Source organism: Empedobacter sp. UBA2044, assembly GCF_002333005.1.
Classification (GTDB): Bacteria; Bacteroidota; Bacteroidia; order Flavobacteriales; family Weeksellaceae; genus Empedobacter; species Empedobacter falsenii_B.
Genome location: NZ_DDBA01000028.1, coordinates 115,251 through 132,714, shown reverse-complemented (window position 1 = coordinate 132,714; position 17,464 = coordinate 115,251). Strand labels below are relative to the sequence as shown.

The window sequence follows — 17,464 nt, the reverse complement described above, 5'->3', positions numbered from 1 at the left end:
TTTATTTAAACTGTATCGTTGTTGTTAATTAAAAATTCACGCGCTAAATTTAAGTAATTTTCTGCACCTTTACTTGCTGCGTCGTACTGAATAATTGTTTCGCCAAAACTTGGTGCTTCTGACAAACGTACATTTCGAGTAATAATTGTTTTGAAAACCATTTGCGGAAAATGATTGTTCACTTCGTCTAATACTTGATTAGAAAGGCGTAAACGCGAATCATACATCGTCAACAATAAACCTTCAATATCCAGTTCTTTGTTGTGATGTTGTTGAATTCCTTTTATCGTATTTAATAATTTTCCTAAACCTTCTAATGCAAAATATTCGCACTGAATAGGAATAATCACAGAATCTGCAGCTGTAAGCGCATTCAAAGTAATTAAACCAAGTGAAGGCGCGCAATCTATAATAATATAATCATATTGATCTTTGATTTCTGATAGCGCGTTTTTTAACATGTATTCGCGGTTCTCGTAATCTACAATCTCAATCTCGGCAGCAACTAAATCTAAATGAGCAGGCATCAAGTCTAGGTTTGGCGATTCTGATTGTAAAATAGCTTTGCTCGCAAGCACTTCATTTTCCAATACTTCATAGGTTCCAGCTTCGATTTCATCCAAATCAAAACCCAAACCAGATGTTGCATTTGCTTGCGGATCTGCGTCAATTAATAAAACTTTTTTCTCTAAAACACCTAATGAAGCGGCAAGGTTTAACGAAGTTGTCGTTTTACCAACACCACCTTTTTGGTTAGCAATAGCAATAATTTTACCCATAATTTACGTTCAAAACGATTTCAAAAATACAATATTTAACCTTGCTAAACCTTAAAGAAAAAATAAATTTTTGAATAATTGTTGAATATTTGTTTTACATCATAAAACATCAGTTCTGTAAAGCTAAATTTTAATATTATTTTATCTTTTTAACAGAATTAAAAAACTTATATTTGCGACAAGTATTTTTATAATTTTTTTAATAAAAAAAGTTGATGAGTTTTAACCTTTTATTCGAAAGCGTTGAGAATAGAAAGAGCTTTAACGCAGTAGTTTTAATGAATAGAAACGAATTTAAGAATTATTCTTTCCCCTTATTGCTTCGCAATGTATATTATGCGATACGTCTGTAATACCCTAATTTTTTTGCAAAATTTTTAGAATTATTAAACACACGTAACATTTATAAAGCATAATGAAAACTAAATACATAGATTTAATCACGCAATCATTTGACTTTCCACAAGATGAATTTGAATTAGATGGAGAGTACTTAAAATTTAATGGAATTGACCTAAAAGCTTTGGTCGAAGAACATGGAACACCATTAAAATTCACATATTTGCCTAAAATTTCGCAAAACATTCAGAAAGCGAAAGGTTGGTTCGAAAAAGCGCGTGAAGAGTTAAACTATGAGGGAACTTACAATTATTGTTATTGTACAAAAAGTTCTCACTTTCGTCACATTTTAGGTGAAGCATTAAAAAACGATATTCACATTGAGACATCTTCTGCATTTGACATTAATATTGTCGAAAATTTGATTGGAGAAGGTTTGATTACAGACGATCAATATGTTGTTTGTAACGGTTTCAAGCGTGAGGAATATGTAGAAAATATTGCTCGTTTGGTAAATAGCGGACATCGTAAAACGATTACAGTAATTGACAATTACGAGGAAGTTGATTTGTTTTCTGAGGCAATTGAAGGTGATTTTGAAATCGGAATTCGTATTGCATCGGAAGAAGAACCAAAATTTGAATTTTATACTTCTCGTTTAGGAATTGGTTACAAGGATATTGTTCCTTTTTATCAGACAATGGTAAAACCTAATGAACGCATTAAATTGAAAATGCTTCATTTCTTTATTAATACAGGAATTAAAGACAATTCGTATTATTGGAATGAGTTGACAAAATGTTTGAGAGTTTATGTAAACCTTAAAAAAGTTTGTCCAGAATTAGATAGTTTGAATATTGGTGGTGGATTCCCAATCAAAAATTCGTTGAATTTCGAATATGATTACGAATACATGGCGAAAGAAATCTTGTTGCAAATTAAAATGATTTGTGATGAAGAAGGAATTCCTGTTCCAAATATTTTTACAGAATTTGGTTCGTTTACAGTAGGAGAAAGTGGAGGAGTAGTCTACAAAATTCTTTATCAAAAGAAACAAAATGATAAAGAGTATTGGGATATGATCGATTCTTCTTTTATGACAACTTTGCCAGATGCTTGGGCAATTTCGAAACGATTTGTAATGTTGCCAATTAACCGTTGGTACGATAAGTATGAACGTGTATTATTAGGAGGTTTAACATGTGATTCTGACGATTATTACAATTCAGAACAGCATGTAAATGCCATTTATCTTCCGAAATATGATCAAGCAAAACCATTGTATATCGGTTTCTTTAATACAGGAGCATATCAAGATAATATTAGTGGTTTTGGTGGAATTAATCACTGTTTAATTCCTCAGCCCAAATATATTTTGATTGATGAAAATTATGAGGCAAAAGTATATTCTGAAGAACAAACGCATCAAGATGTGTTGAATACTTTGGGATACAAATAATTGAATTTTAAATAAATAAAATACAAATAAAATGAGTAAAGGACCAATCAGTCAGTTTATAGAACATAACTATAGACACTTTAATGCAGCTGCTTTAGTTGACGCTGCAAAAGGATATGAGCAACACTTGTTAGAAGGTGGTAAAATGTTAATTTCTTTGGGTGGAGCAATGTCTACTGCTGAATTAGGAATTTCATTAGCTGAAATGATTCGCCAAGATAAAGTGCACATCATTTCTTGTACAGGAGCAAATTTAGAAGAAGACGTAATGAATTTAGTTGCGCATTCACACTATAAAAGAATTCCAAATTACCGTGATTTAACGCCAGAGGAAGAGCGCGAATTGTTAGATACGCACTTCAATCGTGTTACAGATACTTGTATTCCAGAAGAGGAGGCTTTTCGTCGTTTACAAGAGCATTTAGAGAATGTTTGGCATGCTGCTGAAGAAAAAGGTGAGCGTTATTTACCACACGAATTTTTATATCAAGTTGTAAATTCTGGAGTTTTAGAGCAATACTACGAAATTGATCCGAAAGATTCTTGGATTGTTGCTGCAGCTGAGAAAAATTTACCTATCGTTTGTCCAGGTTGGGAAGACTCTACAACAGGAAACATTTTTGCGTCTAACGTAATCAAAGGTAATTTAAAAGCGTCTACAGTAAAATCTGGAATTGAATACATGATTTACTTAACAGAGTGGTATCGTGCTAATTCTGATGGTAAAGGTGTAGGTTTCTTCCAAATTGCTGGTGGTATCTCTGGAGATTTCCCAATTTGTGTTGTTCCAATGATGTACCAAGATTTAGAGTGGACAGATGTTCCTTTCTGGGCATATTTCTGTCAAATTTCTGATTCTACAACATCTTACGGATCTTATTCTGGAGCAGTTCCAAATGAGAAAATTACATGGGGTAAATTAGATGTTGATACGCCAAAATATATGATAGAATCTGATGCGACAATCGTAGCGCCATTGATTTTCAACTATATTTTAGGAAACTAATCAATAGAATATATTAAGCATAAAAAAAACCACTTCAATTGAAGTGGTTTTTGGTTTTATATTGTTCAGATAATTAATCTTTCATTGCTTCACCAGCTTTTCTATGTGTAAATTTTCCATAGATATGTCTTCTAGCAAAACGGCTTGGAGAGTCAGAATTTACCATTTTGATGTACGTGTTTTTAGGAACACCAAAATACTCGTAATGATTTCCATCTAAATGTTCTACTTTCAAAATTTGTTCATCCATATAAAAATCATGAATGTTAGATTTTGCAGTTGTAATCGTATATTCTTCTTTGTTTTTTTCGTGCGTTTCAGGATTAATACTTACTAAAAAGTGGTATGCTTCGATCACAACTTTACTTTTTTCTTCAGCTTCTATTTTACCTGCTTCGTCGTTGATAAATTTATCAGGATGCGCATCTTTCATCGTATTTCTGTAAATTGTTTTCAACTCTTTTAGAGTTACATTTTTATCAACTCCAAGTAATTTTCTGTGTTCTACAACGCTTTTCATAATTATAATCCATTTTTCGGAGTGCAAAAGTACGGATTATAAATCACGAAATACGTTTAATATCCATAAGTTTCGTTAAGATTATGATAAATAATTTTCTTTTTGTTGAGAATTTGATATTCAATTCCAATACTATCCTTGTTTATAGAAATCAGTTTAGCTTGCTGAATAGGTTCGTTTTCGTATTTATATAGCTTTGGATCATCAGAATTAATATTTAATGTTTCAGAAACAATATTACTATAATCTGGTCTCGCGATATTGTTTGATTTTTCTAAAATAGGAAATTTAGATTCAGAATTATAGATATAAGCACGTTTCATTGCCATAACTTTTTTCGTAACTACTATTTTATATTCATCGTTTACTTTAATGGTTTGAATTGTATTCATATTGAATAAAAAACTAATGATAGATAGAAACGGAATTGCCATTGGTAAAATGCTCAATCCAACTAAAGTAAAAAGTGAAAATCCATAAATTTTGATATAGATAATTTTCCAAAATTTAATAACGATGTAAAAGGTGAAAATAATCCAAGTCCAAGCAAGAATTTGATAGGTATATTCTCCTTTTAAATTCAAACCCATAAGGTTTAAACTCAATAAAAATAAAATGAGGAGAACTGAAGAAATGATGTAGATTTTGAGTGATTTTGGCATTTAGGTTATGATTTATTTTTTCGAATATACATTATTTATATGATTTAATCGTTTTGTGTAAAATGAATTATCTCGAATATTTTTGTAATTTTAAACAAGCTAACAACAAACAAAATAAGTATGAAATTGAAAGACGTTCCTGAATTGAAAAACTCTATCTTAGATCTTCCTTCAAAGGAAAAAGATAAACTTCTTTTGCGTCTTATCAATAAAGATGAAACTTTAGTAGAACATTTGCATTTTCAATTATTAGAGGGTGAAAATGATTTGCAAGATCGTGTAAAAAATATTTATGAAAAGATTGATTTGCAGTTTGAAAAGTCTCATCACTTAATTAATCATATTAACATAAATAGAAGTCATCGTCAATTGTTGTTGACGTTAAAAACATTGAGTGGAATTGTGAATTATCATGTTCAAATTACGAAAGATAAAGTGTCAGAATTTGAATTGAGAAAATATATCATTCAAGAATCTTTTAGTCGTTATCCTTATCTTTTTGAAACTTATACAACAGGAGATAATGCAGAAAAATTATACAATTATCAACACGGGAGATTGAAATTGATTTTTTCTATTTTTGAAAAATTTCATGAAGATTTAAAATTCGATTATTTAAACGATGTTGATGAAATTAATAATTTTTTAACAAAAACTCCTATAAATTTTAAGTCTCAATAGTTCTTTTAAACAAAAGGTTGCTTATGTAATATTGTGTAAAATAATAATTAATTATGCTATAATAGCTTTATTTTTAATTTGTTTGGTCTATTTTTTGTTTGGATTTAAGATGTGAATTAACAAATTATTAATTTAATTAATTGTTAAATATCGAAAAAAGTATAGTTAGTTCTGTGTAAACCGAACTAACTATTTTATATTTGCATGGTTTTGTAGATTATACAATTATGAATATAAAAAATCAAGCATGTAATTTGGATCTTTTTTGCAGCTTTAGTGCTTTTTTGGAGAGAACTTATGGTTTTCCTCCACTGACGGCTAAGTTGCAAGCATACATGATTTTAGAATCAGATGAGGAGGGATTTACTTTCGAAGAACTTCTTGAGATTTTTAATGTTAGTAAAAGTTCCTTATCAAACTCTATTAACTACTTACTATCGATGAAACACATCGAGTACATAAATAAAATTAACTCTAGAAAAAGATATTTTAGATTAAATTTTAATTATTTGACAGAGAAATTAGATTTTTTATTTGAAATGATTTCTCAAGATATAGTTTATACAAATCGAATAAAAGAACATAAACTAGCGAATAATACGCTTTCTAAAAATGTTGAAAATAGAGTAGTTGATATCTATTTGGAACATCTTAATCAAACAAAAGTGATATTAGACGAAACAATACAAAAAATAAATAAAATTCAACTAGAAAATAAGTAAAAGTAATATGAAAAACGTTAACGTTATAATGGTTGGTGCTTTGGCAATAGCTTTGAGTTCTTGTGGAAAGAAAGACAATGCTGCTGCTCAACAAGCACAAGGTCCAACACCTTATCCGGTAGTTGATGTGCCTACGAAAGTGGTGACGAGTTATGATGAATACCCTGCAAATATTCAAGGTATCGTAAATAATGATGTTCGTGCAAAAATCCAAGGATACATTACAGAAGTTTATGTTGATGAAGGTCAATATGTACAAGCTGGTCAACCTTTGTTCAAATTAGAGACAAATGTTTTAACTCAAAATGCGGATGCTTTAAAATCTGGTGTTGGTGCAGCGCAAGCTAATGTAAAAGCGGCTCAGGCTAATGTAAGTGCAGCGCAAGCGGCAGTGCAAGCAGCTCAGGTAGAGGTAAACAAATTAACTCCTTTGGTACAAAAAAACATTATTAGTAATGTACAATTAGAAACTGCAAAAGCTAATCTAGCAAAAGCACAAGCGAGTTACAATCAAGCTGTAGCTGCTAAGTCTCAAGCGCAGGCTGGTGTTACTCAAGCTCAATCAAATTACAAAGGAGCTCAAGCAAATGTAGATTATTCTGTTGTTAGAGCACCTATTAGTGGAGTAGTTGGTTCTATTAATTCTCGTCAAGGGACATTAGTTGGCCCTACGGATCAAACTCCAATTACTACAGTTTCAAATACAAGTAGAGTATATGCTTATTTCTCTATGAATGAGAAAGAATATTTAAACTTTATTTCTAAATCAGAAGGAGCTACTTTAAAAGATAAATTAAATAAAATTCCAGCAGTAGAATTAGTACTAGCTAATGGAGATGTTTATCCTGAGAAAGGTAAAATACAAACTGTAACTGGTCAAATTAATCCAACAACAGGAACAATCGATTTCCGTGTTACGTTTAACAACGAGGCTAAGCTTTTGGCAAATGGTAACTCAGGACGTATTCGTGTTCCAAAAACTTATGTTGATGTATTGGTTGTACCAGAAGCTGCAACATTTGAACAGCAAGGTATGACTTATGTTTACAAAGTAACAAAAGATACAGCTTATGCAACTCCAATTACTGTTGTAGAAAGAGCGAACAATATGGCAGTTGTAAAAGACGGAGTGAAGAAAGGTGATAAAGTTGTTGCACAAGGTGTAGGTAAATTACGTGATAAAACAGCTGTTAAACCAACTCCAGCAAACTTTGATCAAATAGTAGAATCTACAAAAACGGTATTCTAAATTGTAAATAGATATGTTAAAAAAGTTTATTGAAAGACCCGTACTATCTACGGTAATTTCTATCCTTATATTGATATTGGGGGTACTGGGGCTTATATCGCTTCCTGTAACCCAATATCCAGATATTGCACCTTCTACTGTAAAAATTTCAGCTTCGTATCCCGGAGCGAATGCAAAGACAGTAATGGAGTCTGTAATTATTCCGATAGAGGAACAGGTGAACGGGGTTGAAGGAATGGATTATATTTCTTCTACTGCCTCTAATAACGGTTCTGCTTCTATCGATGTTGTATTTAAACCAGGTGTAGATGGAGATATCGCACAGGTAAACGTACAAAACCGTGTAGCACGTGCTACACCATTATTACCATCGGAGGTAACTCGTTCTGGGGTTGTGACACAAAAACAACAGACATCAGCATTGATGTTTACTTCGTTTAGTTCAAAAAACCCTAAATATGATGAGATTTATCTTCAGAATTATTTGAACATCAACATTATTCCAGCCTTAAAACGTGTAAACGGTGTAGGGGATGCAACTGTGTTTGGTGCGATGACTTATTCTATGCGTATTTGGTTAGATCCTTCTCGTATGGCAAGTTATGGTTTAGTTCCTTCTGAAGTTTCTGCAGCCTTATCTCAAGAATCTCTTGAAGCTGCTGCTGGTTCGTTAGGAGAAAACTCTGGACAATCATTCCAATATACAATTACATATTCTGGACGATACAAGACAGAAGATCAATATCGTAATATTGTTATTAAATCTTTACCAAACGGACAGGTTCTAAGATTAAAAGATGTAGCAAATGTAGAATTTGGAGCACAATCTTATGCTGGACGTTCTGCAATGAATGGAGATCCTTCTGCTGTATTTGCTGTTTATCAAACACCAGGATCTAATGCACAAGAAATTATTGTAAACTTGAGAGCTGAGTTAGAAAAAGCTTCTAAATTATTACCAGAAGGAGTTTCTTACACCATCTTAATGGATACAAATACATTCTTAGATGCGTCTATTTCTAAAGTTGTTCACACAATGATAGAGGCGTTTATCTTAGTATTTATTGTTGTATATATTTTCTTACAAGATTTCCGTTCTACATTAGTACCATTGATTGCGGTACCAGTGTCTATTATTGGTACATTCTTTTTCCTTAATTTGGCAGGATTCTCGTTAAACTTATTAACGTTATTTGCCTTAGTACTCGCCATTGGTATTGTGGTGGATGATGCCATTGTTGTTGTGGAAGCCGTGCATGCTCGAATGGAGTCTCATCACGAAGCTCCTATGGATGCAACAAAAAATGCGATGGATGAAATTTCTGGAGCAATCGTTTCGATTACATTAGTAATGTGTGCGGTGTTCGTACCAGTAACATTTATCTCAGGACCAACCGGAGTATTCTACAAACAATTTGGTATTACTTTAATTGTTGCCATTTTAATTTCGGCATTAAATGCCTTGACATTATCTCCAGCATTGTGTGCTTTATTCTTAAAACCACATCAAGAAGGAGAGCAAAAACGTAACTTTATTCAGCGATTCTTTGATGCTTTCAATGCTTCATTTGATCGTATGACACATAAATATGGTAATTCATTCAAATTTTTAATTAAACACAAATGGATTTCATTCTTATTGATTATTGTAAGTGGTTTAGGAATTTGGGGTGTTGGAAAGATGATGCCAACAGGTTTCGTACCAACTGAAGATAATGGGTTTATTATTGGTAATATCGAGTTACCAGCGGGTGCTTCTATGGACCGTGTATATGAAGTTGAAAAAGAATTCCAGAAAAAAATTGAAAAAATTCCTGGATTAGATAAAGCAACAATTATCTCGGGTAACTCTATTATTTCTGGAGCTGGTTCTAACTATGGTATGATGTTCATTAAATTGAAGCCATTCGAAGAACGTACAACAGATGCTTTATCAGTACAATCAATCATTGGACAATTATTTGGTGCTGCAGCTCAAATTCCTGATGCTCAAATGATTTTCTTCCAACCACCATCAATTCCAGGTTTTGGTATGTCTTCTGGTTTCGAGTTGAAATTATTAGATAAAACAGGTGGAGATATTGCTGATTTTGATAAAGTTGCAAAGGAATATATTGGTGCTTTAATGCAACGTCCAGAAATTATGTATGCTCAAACATCTTTAAACACAGGTTTTCCTCAATACGAAATCGATGTTAATATTGAAAGAGCAAAACAATCTGGTGTTTCAGTAAGTTCTATTTTCTCAACTTTACAAGGATATATTGGAGGATTATATGCAGCTGACTTTACACGTTTTGGTAAACAATACCGTGTGTACATTCAAGCTTCACCAGATGATCGTATCAATGAAACAAGCTTAAATAAAATGTTCGTGAAAACGGATGCAGGTTCAATGACACCAGTTTCACAATTTGTGACTTTAAAACGTGTGTATGGTCCTAACTCTGTTAACCGTTTCAACTTATTTACATCAGCTAATATTACAGGAGCAGTAAAACCAGGATTCTCTACAGGTGATGCGATTACAGCAATTAATCAAGTTTCTGAACAAACATTATCTACTTCTTATAGTACTGACTTTACAGGTCTTACTCGTGAGGAGATTAATTCAGGTTCTCAAACAGCAATGATTTTTGCTTTATGTATCGTATTCGTGTACTTTATCTTATCTGCACAATATGAATCTTATGTTTTACCATTCGCAGTATTATTATCTGTTCCTTGTGGTATGATGGGGGCGTATTTATCTCAATGGTTAGCTGGATTAGAAAATAATATCTATTTCCAAATTGCCTTAATCATGTTGGTTGGGTTACTCGCTAAAAATGCCATTTTGATTGTAGAGTTCGCTTTACAAAGACGTGTACACGGAATGTCAATTGTTCAGGCAGCTATAGATGGAGCTAAAGCTCGTTTACGTCCAATTTTGATGACATCTTTTGCCTTTATTTTAGGATTAATGCCATTAGTATTTGCAACAGGTGTATCATCTGCTGGTAACCGTTCTGTAGCTACTGGAGCAGCATTTGGTTTATTGGTAGGTACAATTTTAGGTTTATTTGTTATTCCAGTATTGTTTGTTGTTTTCCAAACATTACAAGAAAAAGTTAAACCAGTTAAATTTGATCGTCCACAAGAAGAAATTGAACATAATAATTCAATCTAAAAATGAAAAAGTACAGAATATTTAATATTACTTTAATCGCAGCTGGATTGTTTGCTGTTCAGTCTTGTTTCGTAGCAAAAGATTATCATCGTCCTGAAGCTGTTGTAAATGAAGCAAATTTCAGAACAGATGTTATTGCAAAAGACAGTGCAAGTGTTGCAACTGTTTCTTGGAAACAAATTTTTACAGACACTCAATTACAAGCTTTGATTAATCAAGGTTTACAAAATAATTTAGATATACGTTCAGCACTGCAAAATATTGCAGTTGCTGAGGCGTATGCTAAACAAGGTAAAGCAGGTTATTTACCAACTTTATCTGTAGGTCCGAAATATACGTTTACAGAAAACTCTCGTAATACTCAATTTGGTGCATTGATGTCAAAACGTGCACAAAGTCAATACGAAGTTTCAGGGAACTTAAGTTGGGAAGCAGATATTTGGGGTAAAATTAGAAGTAATCAACGTGCATCTGCAGCAACTTATTTGCAAACTGTAGAAGCACACAAAGCGGTAAAAACGCAAATTGTTGCATCTATTGCAAATGCATATTACAACTTATTGGCTTTAGATGAGCAAAAAAGAATTTTAGATAAAACTTTAATCAACCGCGAGCAAAGTTTAGAAACAACGAAAGCTTTGAAAGAAGCTGGGAATGTAACAGAAGTTGCAGTTAACCAAACAGAAGCGCAATTGTTCAATGTGAAATCATTATTGGTTGACGTTGAAAATGGAATTAAGATGAATGAAAATGTGATGAGTATTTTGTTAGGAACAAATCCTCAATCTATTAATCGTACAAACTTAGCTTCTCAAAAAATTGACGAAAAATTATCTGTTGGTGTTCCAGCTCAATTATTAGAAAATCGTCCTGATATCAAAGCTGCAGAGTTTGGATTGATGAACGCTTTTGAGAATGTTAACGTTGCGAATGCAAGTTTTTATCCTTCTCTTTCTATTACTGCAACAGGTGGTGTACAAGGAATTGATATTGATAAATTATTTAGTGCGCAATCTTTATTTGCAACGGTGATCGGTAGCTTAACTCAACCTTTGTTACAACAACGTAAATTGCGTACGCAAAAAGAAGTTGCTTTAGCAAATCAAGAAAATGCTTTGATTAATTATAAAAGCAAAATCTTAAATGCAAGTAAAGAGGTTTCTGATGCGTTATACACATACGATGCAGCAACGAAGAAAGCTGAATATAAACAAAAAGAATATCAATTATACAATCAAGCAATTACCTATTCTGAAGAATTGTTAAACTACGGTATGGCAAACTATTTAGAAGTAATTACAGCAAGAGACAATGGGTTGAATGCTGAATTGAATGTTGTTGATGCGAAATTATCATCTTTATCATCAATGGTCGAATTATATCGCGCTGTTGGAGGTGGATGGCAATAAGCAATTCTAATCTTAAGAAAAAAACCTCTCAAATATTTGAGAGGTTTTTTATACTTCTATTTCTCTAAAACTTCGCAATGAATAATATTGTGAGAAGTTCCTACAAATTCTATTAACCAATTTTCAGTAGTTTCTTCAATTCGATTTTCATCTTTCCAAATTAGATAATCAAATGAAATTGGAATCGAAACAAATTTACTTTTTGGATGAGAAGCAAGTTCACTCAAATCTTCTTCAATTTTTTGTTCCATTTCAAATAAATCTTTTGGTTTTGATTTATGAAAACTATAATAATCAATCGCGATTAATTCTAATATAATTTTGTCGTTTGTAAATGTTTGCGCAAAATCGTAAATCGTTTGAAAAACATCGTTCAAGGTATGTTTGTGAAACAAATGATGCTGCTCAAAATATTGTCCTAATCCCATCAAATAATCGAAAATAGAATACTTTTGACTAATATATTTCAGCGTTTCTGGCGTTCTTGGTTTGTTCCAATAAATCTCCAGAGCATTTTCTAAAGCAGTAATATTTTCTAAATCATTTTCACTTAAAAAATCACTTTTTATAATTTGATAAGGCGGCATTGGATCAAAATGGTAACCATAGTTTTCATATTTTTGACGAACTGGAGTCCCTTTCAGAAATTTCAGAAAACCTAATTGCAATTCTGGTGGATATAGTTTAAAGGTTTCTTCGAAACTAAATTTCAAATCATCAATATATTCCAAAGGTAAACCAACAATTAAATCTAAATGCATCTCAATACGATCTTTCAATTGATTGATAACATTTGACGTTTTTTCAAAATTTTGCTTGCGCGAAACTTCTCGATTACTTTGTTGATTAACGGTTTGAATTCCGATTTCGAAACGGAAAAGATTTTTTGGAACATTTTCGTTGATGAATTTTATAATATCAGGATGAACAATATCTGCTGTAATCTCGAACTGAAAAACATTTCCTTCACGATAATGATCCAAAATAAATTGAAACAATTCGATCGTAAAATCACGTTTTATATTAAATGTTCGATCCAAAAACTTAATTGTTTTTCCATGCTTCATCAAATACAACAAATTTTCTTTAATGGTTTCCATCGGCAAATAGCGCATTTTATTGTCTAAACTTGCTAAACAAAACTCACATTTATAAGGACATCCACGAGAAGTTTCGATGTAACAAACCTTCTTTTCCAAATCCGCTGGATTATCGTATTGATAAGGATTTCGACCTTTTAATCGATTAATATCAAATTGAATATTTTGTGCATTGAAAACAACTTTGTTCTCTTTTTTGTAAACTAAATTCGGTACATTTTCTATTGCGGGATAATTTGCTGCAAATTCCTCGAACGGAATTTCTCCTTCACCTACAATGATATAGTCGATATAATCATTTGCAATCACATCATCATATTCGTAACTAACTTCTGGTCCACCCAACAAAATTTTAGTTTCAGGAGAAATTTGTTTGATTCGTTTACAAACTTCTAACGTCTGCGTAATATTCCAAATGTAGCAACTAAAACAGATAATATTGTATTTAACGCATTTTTCTGCAACTTCATCAAAGTCAGATTTAATCGTAAATTCTTTCCAAAAAATATTTCCATGATGATGATTTAAATCGTACAAAATACGAATTGCCAAATTGAGGTGAATATATTTTGCGTTTAAAGTCGTTAATAAAATTGATGATTGCATAATTTGTAATTGATTTGCAAAAATAATAATTAAAAACCTATCGCTGTACCGCCCAAAGAAACACTTGTTTTGTTATATTTTGTAGGCGTTTTTTTCTTTTTCACTTTGATTGAAAAAATAACAGGTTCTAATGGTAATTCGTTCTTTGTTTCAAATTCACTAATTTTCATGACTTTGTCTAAACCTTTTGTAATTTCTCCAAAAACTGTAAAATCATGATCTAAACGAGGCTGTCCGCCATTTTTTAAATATTCAGCGCGTTGTTCTGCTGTAAATTTGATTCCTTTTTTAGTTTCCAAATCATCTAATTCTTTCGCTGTAATTTTTTTTCCTACAACAAAATAAATTTGATTGTAATAAGAAGCTTTTTCTTTATTTCCATCTCGACCAGCACCTAAAGCTCCCATTTTATGAAAAGCTTTCGGATTAAATTCTGGCGCTAAACGAATCGGTTTTTGCTCTGGATGTTCGGCTTCTCGCGCCAAAATAGGATCATCTAATTCGCCTCCTTGAATGACGAAATCTTTCACAACTCTGTTAAATTGTGCATTTGTATAAGTTCCTTTATTAATCTCACTCAAAATCAAATCGCGATGTTTGGGAGTGAAATCATATAACATTACATCAAATTTTCCGTAATTAGTTTTGAATTTTAAAGTATAGGTTTGCGCAGAAACAAAACTCGAAATTGAAAATCCAATTCCGAGAGCAATATTTTTTAATAATCGATGATTCATTGTAAATTTTCTTGTTCTAAAGATAACAACAAATATAGAAATCTGAATGATTTTAAGCTAAATTCATAATCATAATTAAACTTCCAACACCAATAATTACCCATAAAATAATCGCCATTAATAACGGTTTGTAGCCGATATTTTTCATCATTTTGAATGATAAACTTGTGCCGATTAAGAATAATGTAAGCGTAAGAGCAGCTTTAGATAGATCGATAATAATTGGACTAAATTGATGGACAAAAGGTACATAGGTATTCACACAAATAGCGATTAAAAATAGACCAATAAACCACGGAATATTAATTTTTGATGTGTTGTTTTTGAAAAACAATAAGGTTAAAAACGATAATGGAATAATCCAAAGTGCGCGAGCTAATTTCACTGTTGTAGCGATTTGTAAAGCTTCTTCTCCGTATTTACTTGCTGCTCCAACGACAGAACTTGTGTCGTGAATTGCGATAGCGCACCATAAACCAAATTCGTGTTGAGATAAGTTGAATAAATGTCCAAGCGGTGGGAAAATCAATAATGCAATTGAGTTTAATGTGAAAACTACTGCTAAAGCAACCGAAATTTGATTGGGTTTTGCTTTTGTAATTGGCGCGATTGCAGCGATTGCACTTCCTCCGCAAATTGCTGTTCCAGCGGAAATTAGGTAGCCTGTAGCTTTTTCAATTTTGAAGAGTTTGGTAAATAAAAATCCTAAAATCATCAACGTAGAAATACTTACAACGGTGAATACAATTCCTTCTTTTCCTGCTTGTATAGCCGAAAAAATATTCATTCCGAATCCTAAACCTACCACAGCAACTTTCAGTAAAGTGTTTGATACTTTTCGTGATTGTACTTCGTATGGATTTCCAAATATTTGCGCAACAACAAATCCTAAAACTAATGCGATAGGAGAGCTTATAAAAGGCATTAAACATAGAAATGCACAAATTAAAAAGATAACTTTTTGTGTAGTGAATTGTTGAAATAAGCCTTTTTCTGAATGTATAATTTTCATGATTTGAATAATTTTATGGTACAAATTTCTTGTACTTATTATTCAAAAAGAAATGATAAAAAGTAATCTATTATTACTTTAAGTTATAACTATTGCAAAAATTAATAAACAAATTCACCAATTTAGATTGATCACCTTCTGGAATGATAAAATTGAAATTACGTTCTATCACAAGGTTTTTAATGTCAATAATAGTTAAAGTTTGATTTTTAAGTTCTTGTAAAATAGATTGAATTGATAAAAACGCTAAAGCATCAGAATGTAACACATACGATTTTATACTTTCTGTACTTCCCAATTGAATTTCGATATTGAGTTCATTTAGCTTTATATTTTTCGATTTTAAAGCTAAATCAATGGTTTCTAAAGTTCCAGAACCAGGTTCCCGAAAAACCAACGGAATGTTCTTTAAATCATCTAATTTGATATTATTTTTGGTAAAAATAGAATGATTTTGACGAGAAACTAACACAATTTCATCTTTCATAAACGGAAAATAATGAAACGTTCTATTTTTGATTTGAGCTTCAATTAAACCGACATCGATTTTATGATTTCCTAATAATTCTTCAATTCTTTCCGAATTTTGAATCACCAAACTCAACTGAATTTCAGGAAATCTTTTTCGAAATTCTGCCAAAATAGGAGGTAATACATATTGCGCAATTGTCGTACTTGCACCCAAACGTAAAATTCCTTTTTGTTTTTCTTGTAATTGCCCAATTTCAAATTCCATTTTTTGATAAACAGAAAAAATTTCTTCTGTATATTTTAATAGAATTTCACCAGCTTTGGTCAATTTTATTTTCGTCCCATTTCGTTCAAATAACTTAATGTTAAGATTTAATTCAATTTCTTTAATGTGTTTTGTAACAGCTGGTTGTGTTATGTTTAATTCGTTTGCTGCTTTCGTGAAATTCAATCGTTTAGCAACCGTATCAAAAACTTTTAATCTAAAATCGAACATAAGAAATTATTGAAATAAGCTTAAATTGTATTGCTTTACCAAATCCAAAATCATATGATATCCAGCTGCGGAATTCCCATGTTCGTCAAGTGCAGGACTGAAAACGCCGATACCAATTTTGTTTGGAACGGAAACGGTAATTCCGCCACCAACGCCAGATTTACTTGGTAAACCAACGGTGCGTGAATATTTGCCACTAAATTCATACATTCCAGCAGTCAACATTTGAGATTGAATTAACTGTGAGATTTCTGGATTTTTATACGTTGTATCACCATCAAAACGTGTGCATTGATGCGCAAAGAAATAACCAATTTTAGCTAAATCTTCGGCAGTTACTTCGATAGAACATTGTTTGAAATAGTTGTTCAACTTTTCTTCATCACCTTCAATCAAGCCATTATTTTTCATCAAATAAAACATTCCACGATTTTTGTGTCCCGTTTCTTTTTCAGAATTATAAACGGATTTGCTATAATCTATCGAATTATTTTTGGTGATGTAGCGAACCATTTCAAGGATTTTTTTGAAAGGAATTTCACCTTCACCATCAATCATAGAAGTTGTTAAAATCGCACCAGCATTCATCATTGGATTCAGAGGTTTTCCTGTCGTTTCAAGGTTTGCGTAATGATTAAATGGTTTATCTGTTCCGAAATAACCCATTTTAGAAAATACATTTTTCTCCCCTTTTTCTGTAACAGCAATCATCAACGCAATGATTTTAGAAATACTTTGAATTGTAAATTTTTGATTGATATCGCCAACATTTATCACTTTACCATTTTCATTAACTACAGAAAAAGCAATTTTATCCGCTTGCATTTTTCCTAATTCTGGAATATAATCGGCAACTTTTCCTTCTTTGTAAAAAGCTTTATTTCTCTCAAGAATATCGTTTAATGTTTTTTCATTAATCTGTAAACTTCTCGAACTATTTTTTGACATATTTTGTCCATAAACAGTTTGATTAATTGGATTAAAACATGTTAAAGTAAGACTTAGAAGTAATGTTGAGAATGTATATCGTTTCATTTTATTTGATGT

At 31.8% G+C, this 17,464-nt stretch carries 15 protein-coding genes; 7 read left to right on the top strand and 8 right to left on the bottom strand.

The features are described 5' to 3' along the window. Nucleotides 1-5: 5 nt before the first annotated feature. The gene (locus B4E59_RS04990; RefSeq protein ID WP_038330582.1) at nucleotides 6-779 is read right to left on the bottom strand and encodes a ParA family protein; all 774 of its coding nucleotides are present in this window, start codon (nucleotides 777-779) and stop codon (nucleotides 6-8) included. 415 nt (nucleotides 780-1,194) lie between these two features. Here B4E59_RS04990 and B4E59_RS04985 point away from each other — a divergent pair, with 415 nt between their 5' ends. Next, complete coding sequence (locus B4E59_RS04985) at nucleotides 1,195-2,577, top strand: type III PLP-dependent enzyme domain-containing protein (RefSeq protein ID WP_180904450.1); 1,383 nt, start codon at nucleotides 1,195-1,197, stop codon at nucleotides 2,575-2,577. 31 nt (nucleotides 2,578-2,608) lie between these two features. Next, a complete protein-coding gene (locus tag B4E59_RS04980; RefSeq protein ID WP_038330586.1) occupies nucleotides 2,609-3,583 on the top strand; it encodes a deoxyhypusine synthase family protein in 975 nt (324 codons plus the stop codon). A 73-nt stretch (nucleotides 3,584-3,656) separates the two neighbouring features. Here B4E59_RS04980 and B4E59_RS04975 read toward each other — a convergent pair whose 3' ends face one another. Then, nucleotides 3,657-4,103 (bottom strand): KTSC domain-containing protein, encoded by a 447-nt coding sequence (locus B4E59_RS04975; RefSeq protein WP_038330588.1) that lies wholly within the window; start codon nucleotides 4,101-4,103, stop codon nucleotides 3,657-3,659. Between the two features lie 56 nt (nucleotides 4,104-4,159). Further along, a complete protein-coding gene (locus B4E59_RS04970) occupies nucleotides 4,160-4,693 on the bottom strand; it encodes a hypothetical protein (protein WP_291051793.1) in 534 nt (177 codons plus the stop codon). A 192-nt stretch (nucleotides 4,694-4,885) separates the two neighbouring features. On the opposite strand from B4E59_RS04970, the gene B4E59_RS04965 reads away from it, so the two are divergent. The 5 genes from B4E59_RS04965 (at nucleotide 4,886) to B4E59_RS04945 (ending at nucleotide 11,995) form a co-directional block, all read left to right on the top strand. Continuing rightward, nucleotides 4,886-5,446 carry a hypothetical protein gene (locus tag B4E59_RS04965; protein WP_291051791.1) on the top strand — a complete coding sequence of 187 codons (561 nt, stop codon included), beginning with the start codon at nucleotides 4,886-4,888 and terminating at the stop codon, nucleotides 5,444-5,446. 227 nt (nucleotides 5,447-5,673) lie between these two features. Next, a complete protein-coding gene (locus tag B4E59_RS04960; RefSeq protein WP_291051788.1) occupies nucleotides 5,674-6,168 on the top strand; it encodes a GbsR/MarR family transcriptional regulator in 495 nt (164 codons plus the stop codon). 7 nt (nucleotides 6,169-6,175) lie between these two features. After that, a complete protein-coding gene (locus B4E59_RS04955; RefSeq protein WP_286485813.1) occupies nucleotides 6,176-7,417 on the top strand; it encodes an efflux RND transporter periplasmic adaptor subunit in 1,242 nt (413 codons plus the stop codon). 13 nt (nucleotides 7,418-7,430) lie between these two features. Beyond that, the gene (locus tag B4E59_RS04950; protein ID WP_291051780.1) at nucleotides 7,431-10,586 is read left to right on the top strand and encodes an efflux RND transporter permease subunit; all 3,156 of its coding nucleotides are present in this window, start codon (nucleotides 7,431-7,433) and stop codon (nucleotides 10,584-10,586) included. Nucleotides 10,587-10,588: 2 nt separating this feature from the next. Next, on the top strand, nucleotides 10,589-11,995 hold the full coding sequence (locus B4E59_RS04945; RefSeq protein WP_219033973.1) for an efflux transporter outer membrane subunit: 1,407 nt from the start codon (nucleotides 10,589-10,591) through the stop codon (nucleotides 11,993-11,995). A gap of 56 nt (nucleotides 11,996-12,051) precedes the next feature. Here B4E59_RS04945 and B4E59_RS04940 read toward each other — a convergent pair whose 3' ends face one another. The 5 genes from B4E59_RS04940 to glsA form a co-directional block, all read right to left on the bottom strand. Beyond that, a complete protein-coding gene (locus tag B4E59_RS04940) occupies nucleotides 12,052-13,701 on the bottom strand; it encodes a B12-binding domain-containing radical SAM protein (RefSeq protein WP_219033972.1) in 1,650 nt (549 codons plus the stop codon). Nucleotides 13,702-13,730: 29 nt separating this feature from the next. After that, entirely contained in the window at nucleotides 13,731-14,438 is a 708-nt protein-coding gene (locus tag B4E59_RS04935; protein ID WP_219033971.1) for a peptidylprolyl isomerase, read from the bottom strand. A gap of 52 nt (nucleotides 14,439-14,490) precedes the next feature. Further along, on the bottom strand, nucleotides 14,491-15,450 hold the full coding sequence (locus B4E59_RS04930; protein ID WP_115000367.1) for a YeiH family protein: 960 nt from the start codon (nucleotides 15,448-15,450) through the stop codon (nucleotides 14,491-14,493). Nucleotides 15,451-15,523: 73 nt separating this feature from the next. Further along, a complete protein-coding gene (locus B4E59_RS04925) occupies nucleotides 15,524-16,417 on the bottom strand; it encodes a LysR family transcriptional regulator (protein WP_219033970.1) in 894 nt (297 codons plus the stop codon). A gap of 6 nt (nucleotides 16,418-16,423) precedes the next feature. Beyond that, nucleotides 16,424-17,365 carry a glutaminase A gene (gene glsA, locus B4E59_RS04920; protein WP_376741536.1) on the bottom strand — a complete coding sequence of 314 codons (942 nt, stop codon included), beginning with the start codon at nucleotides 17,363-17,365 and terminating at the stop codon, nucleotides 16,424-16,426. Nucleotides 17,366-17,464: the final 99 nt, after the last annotated feature.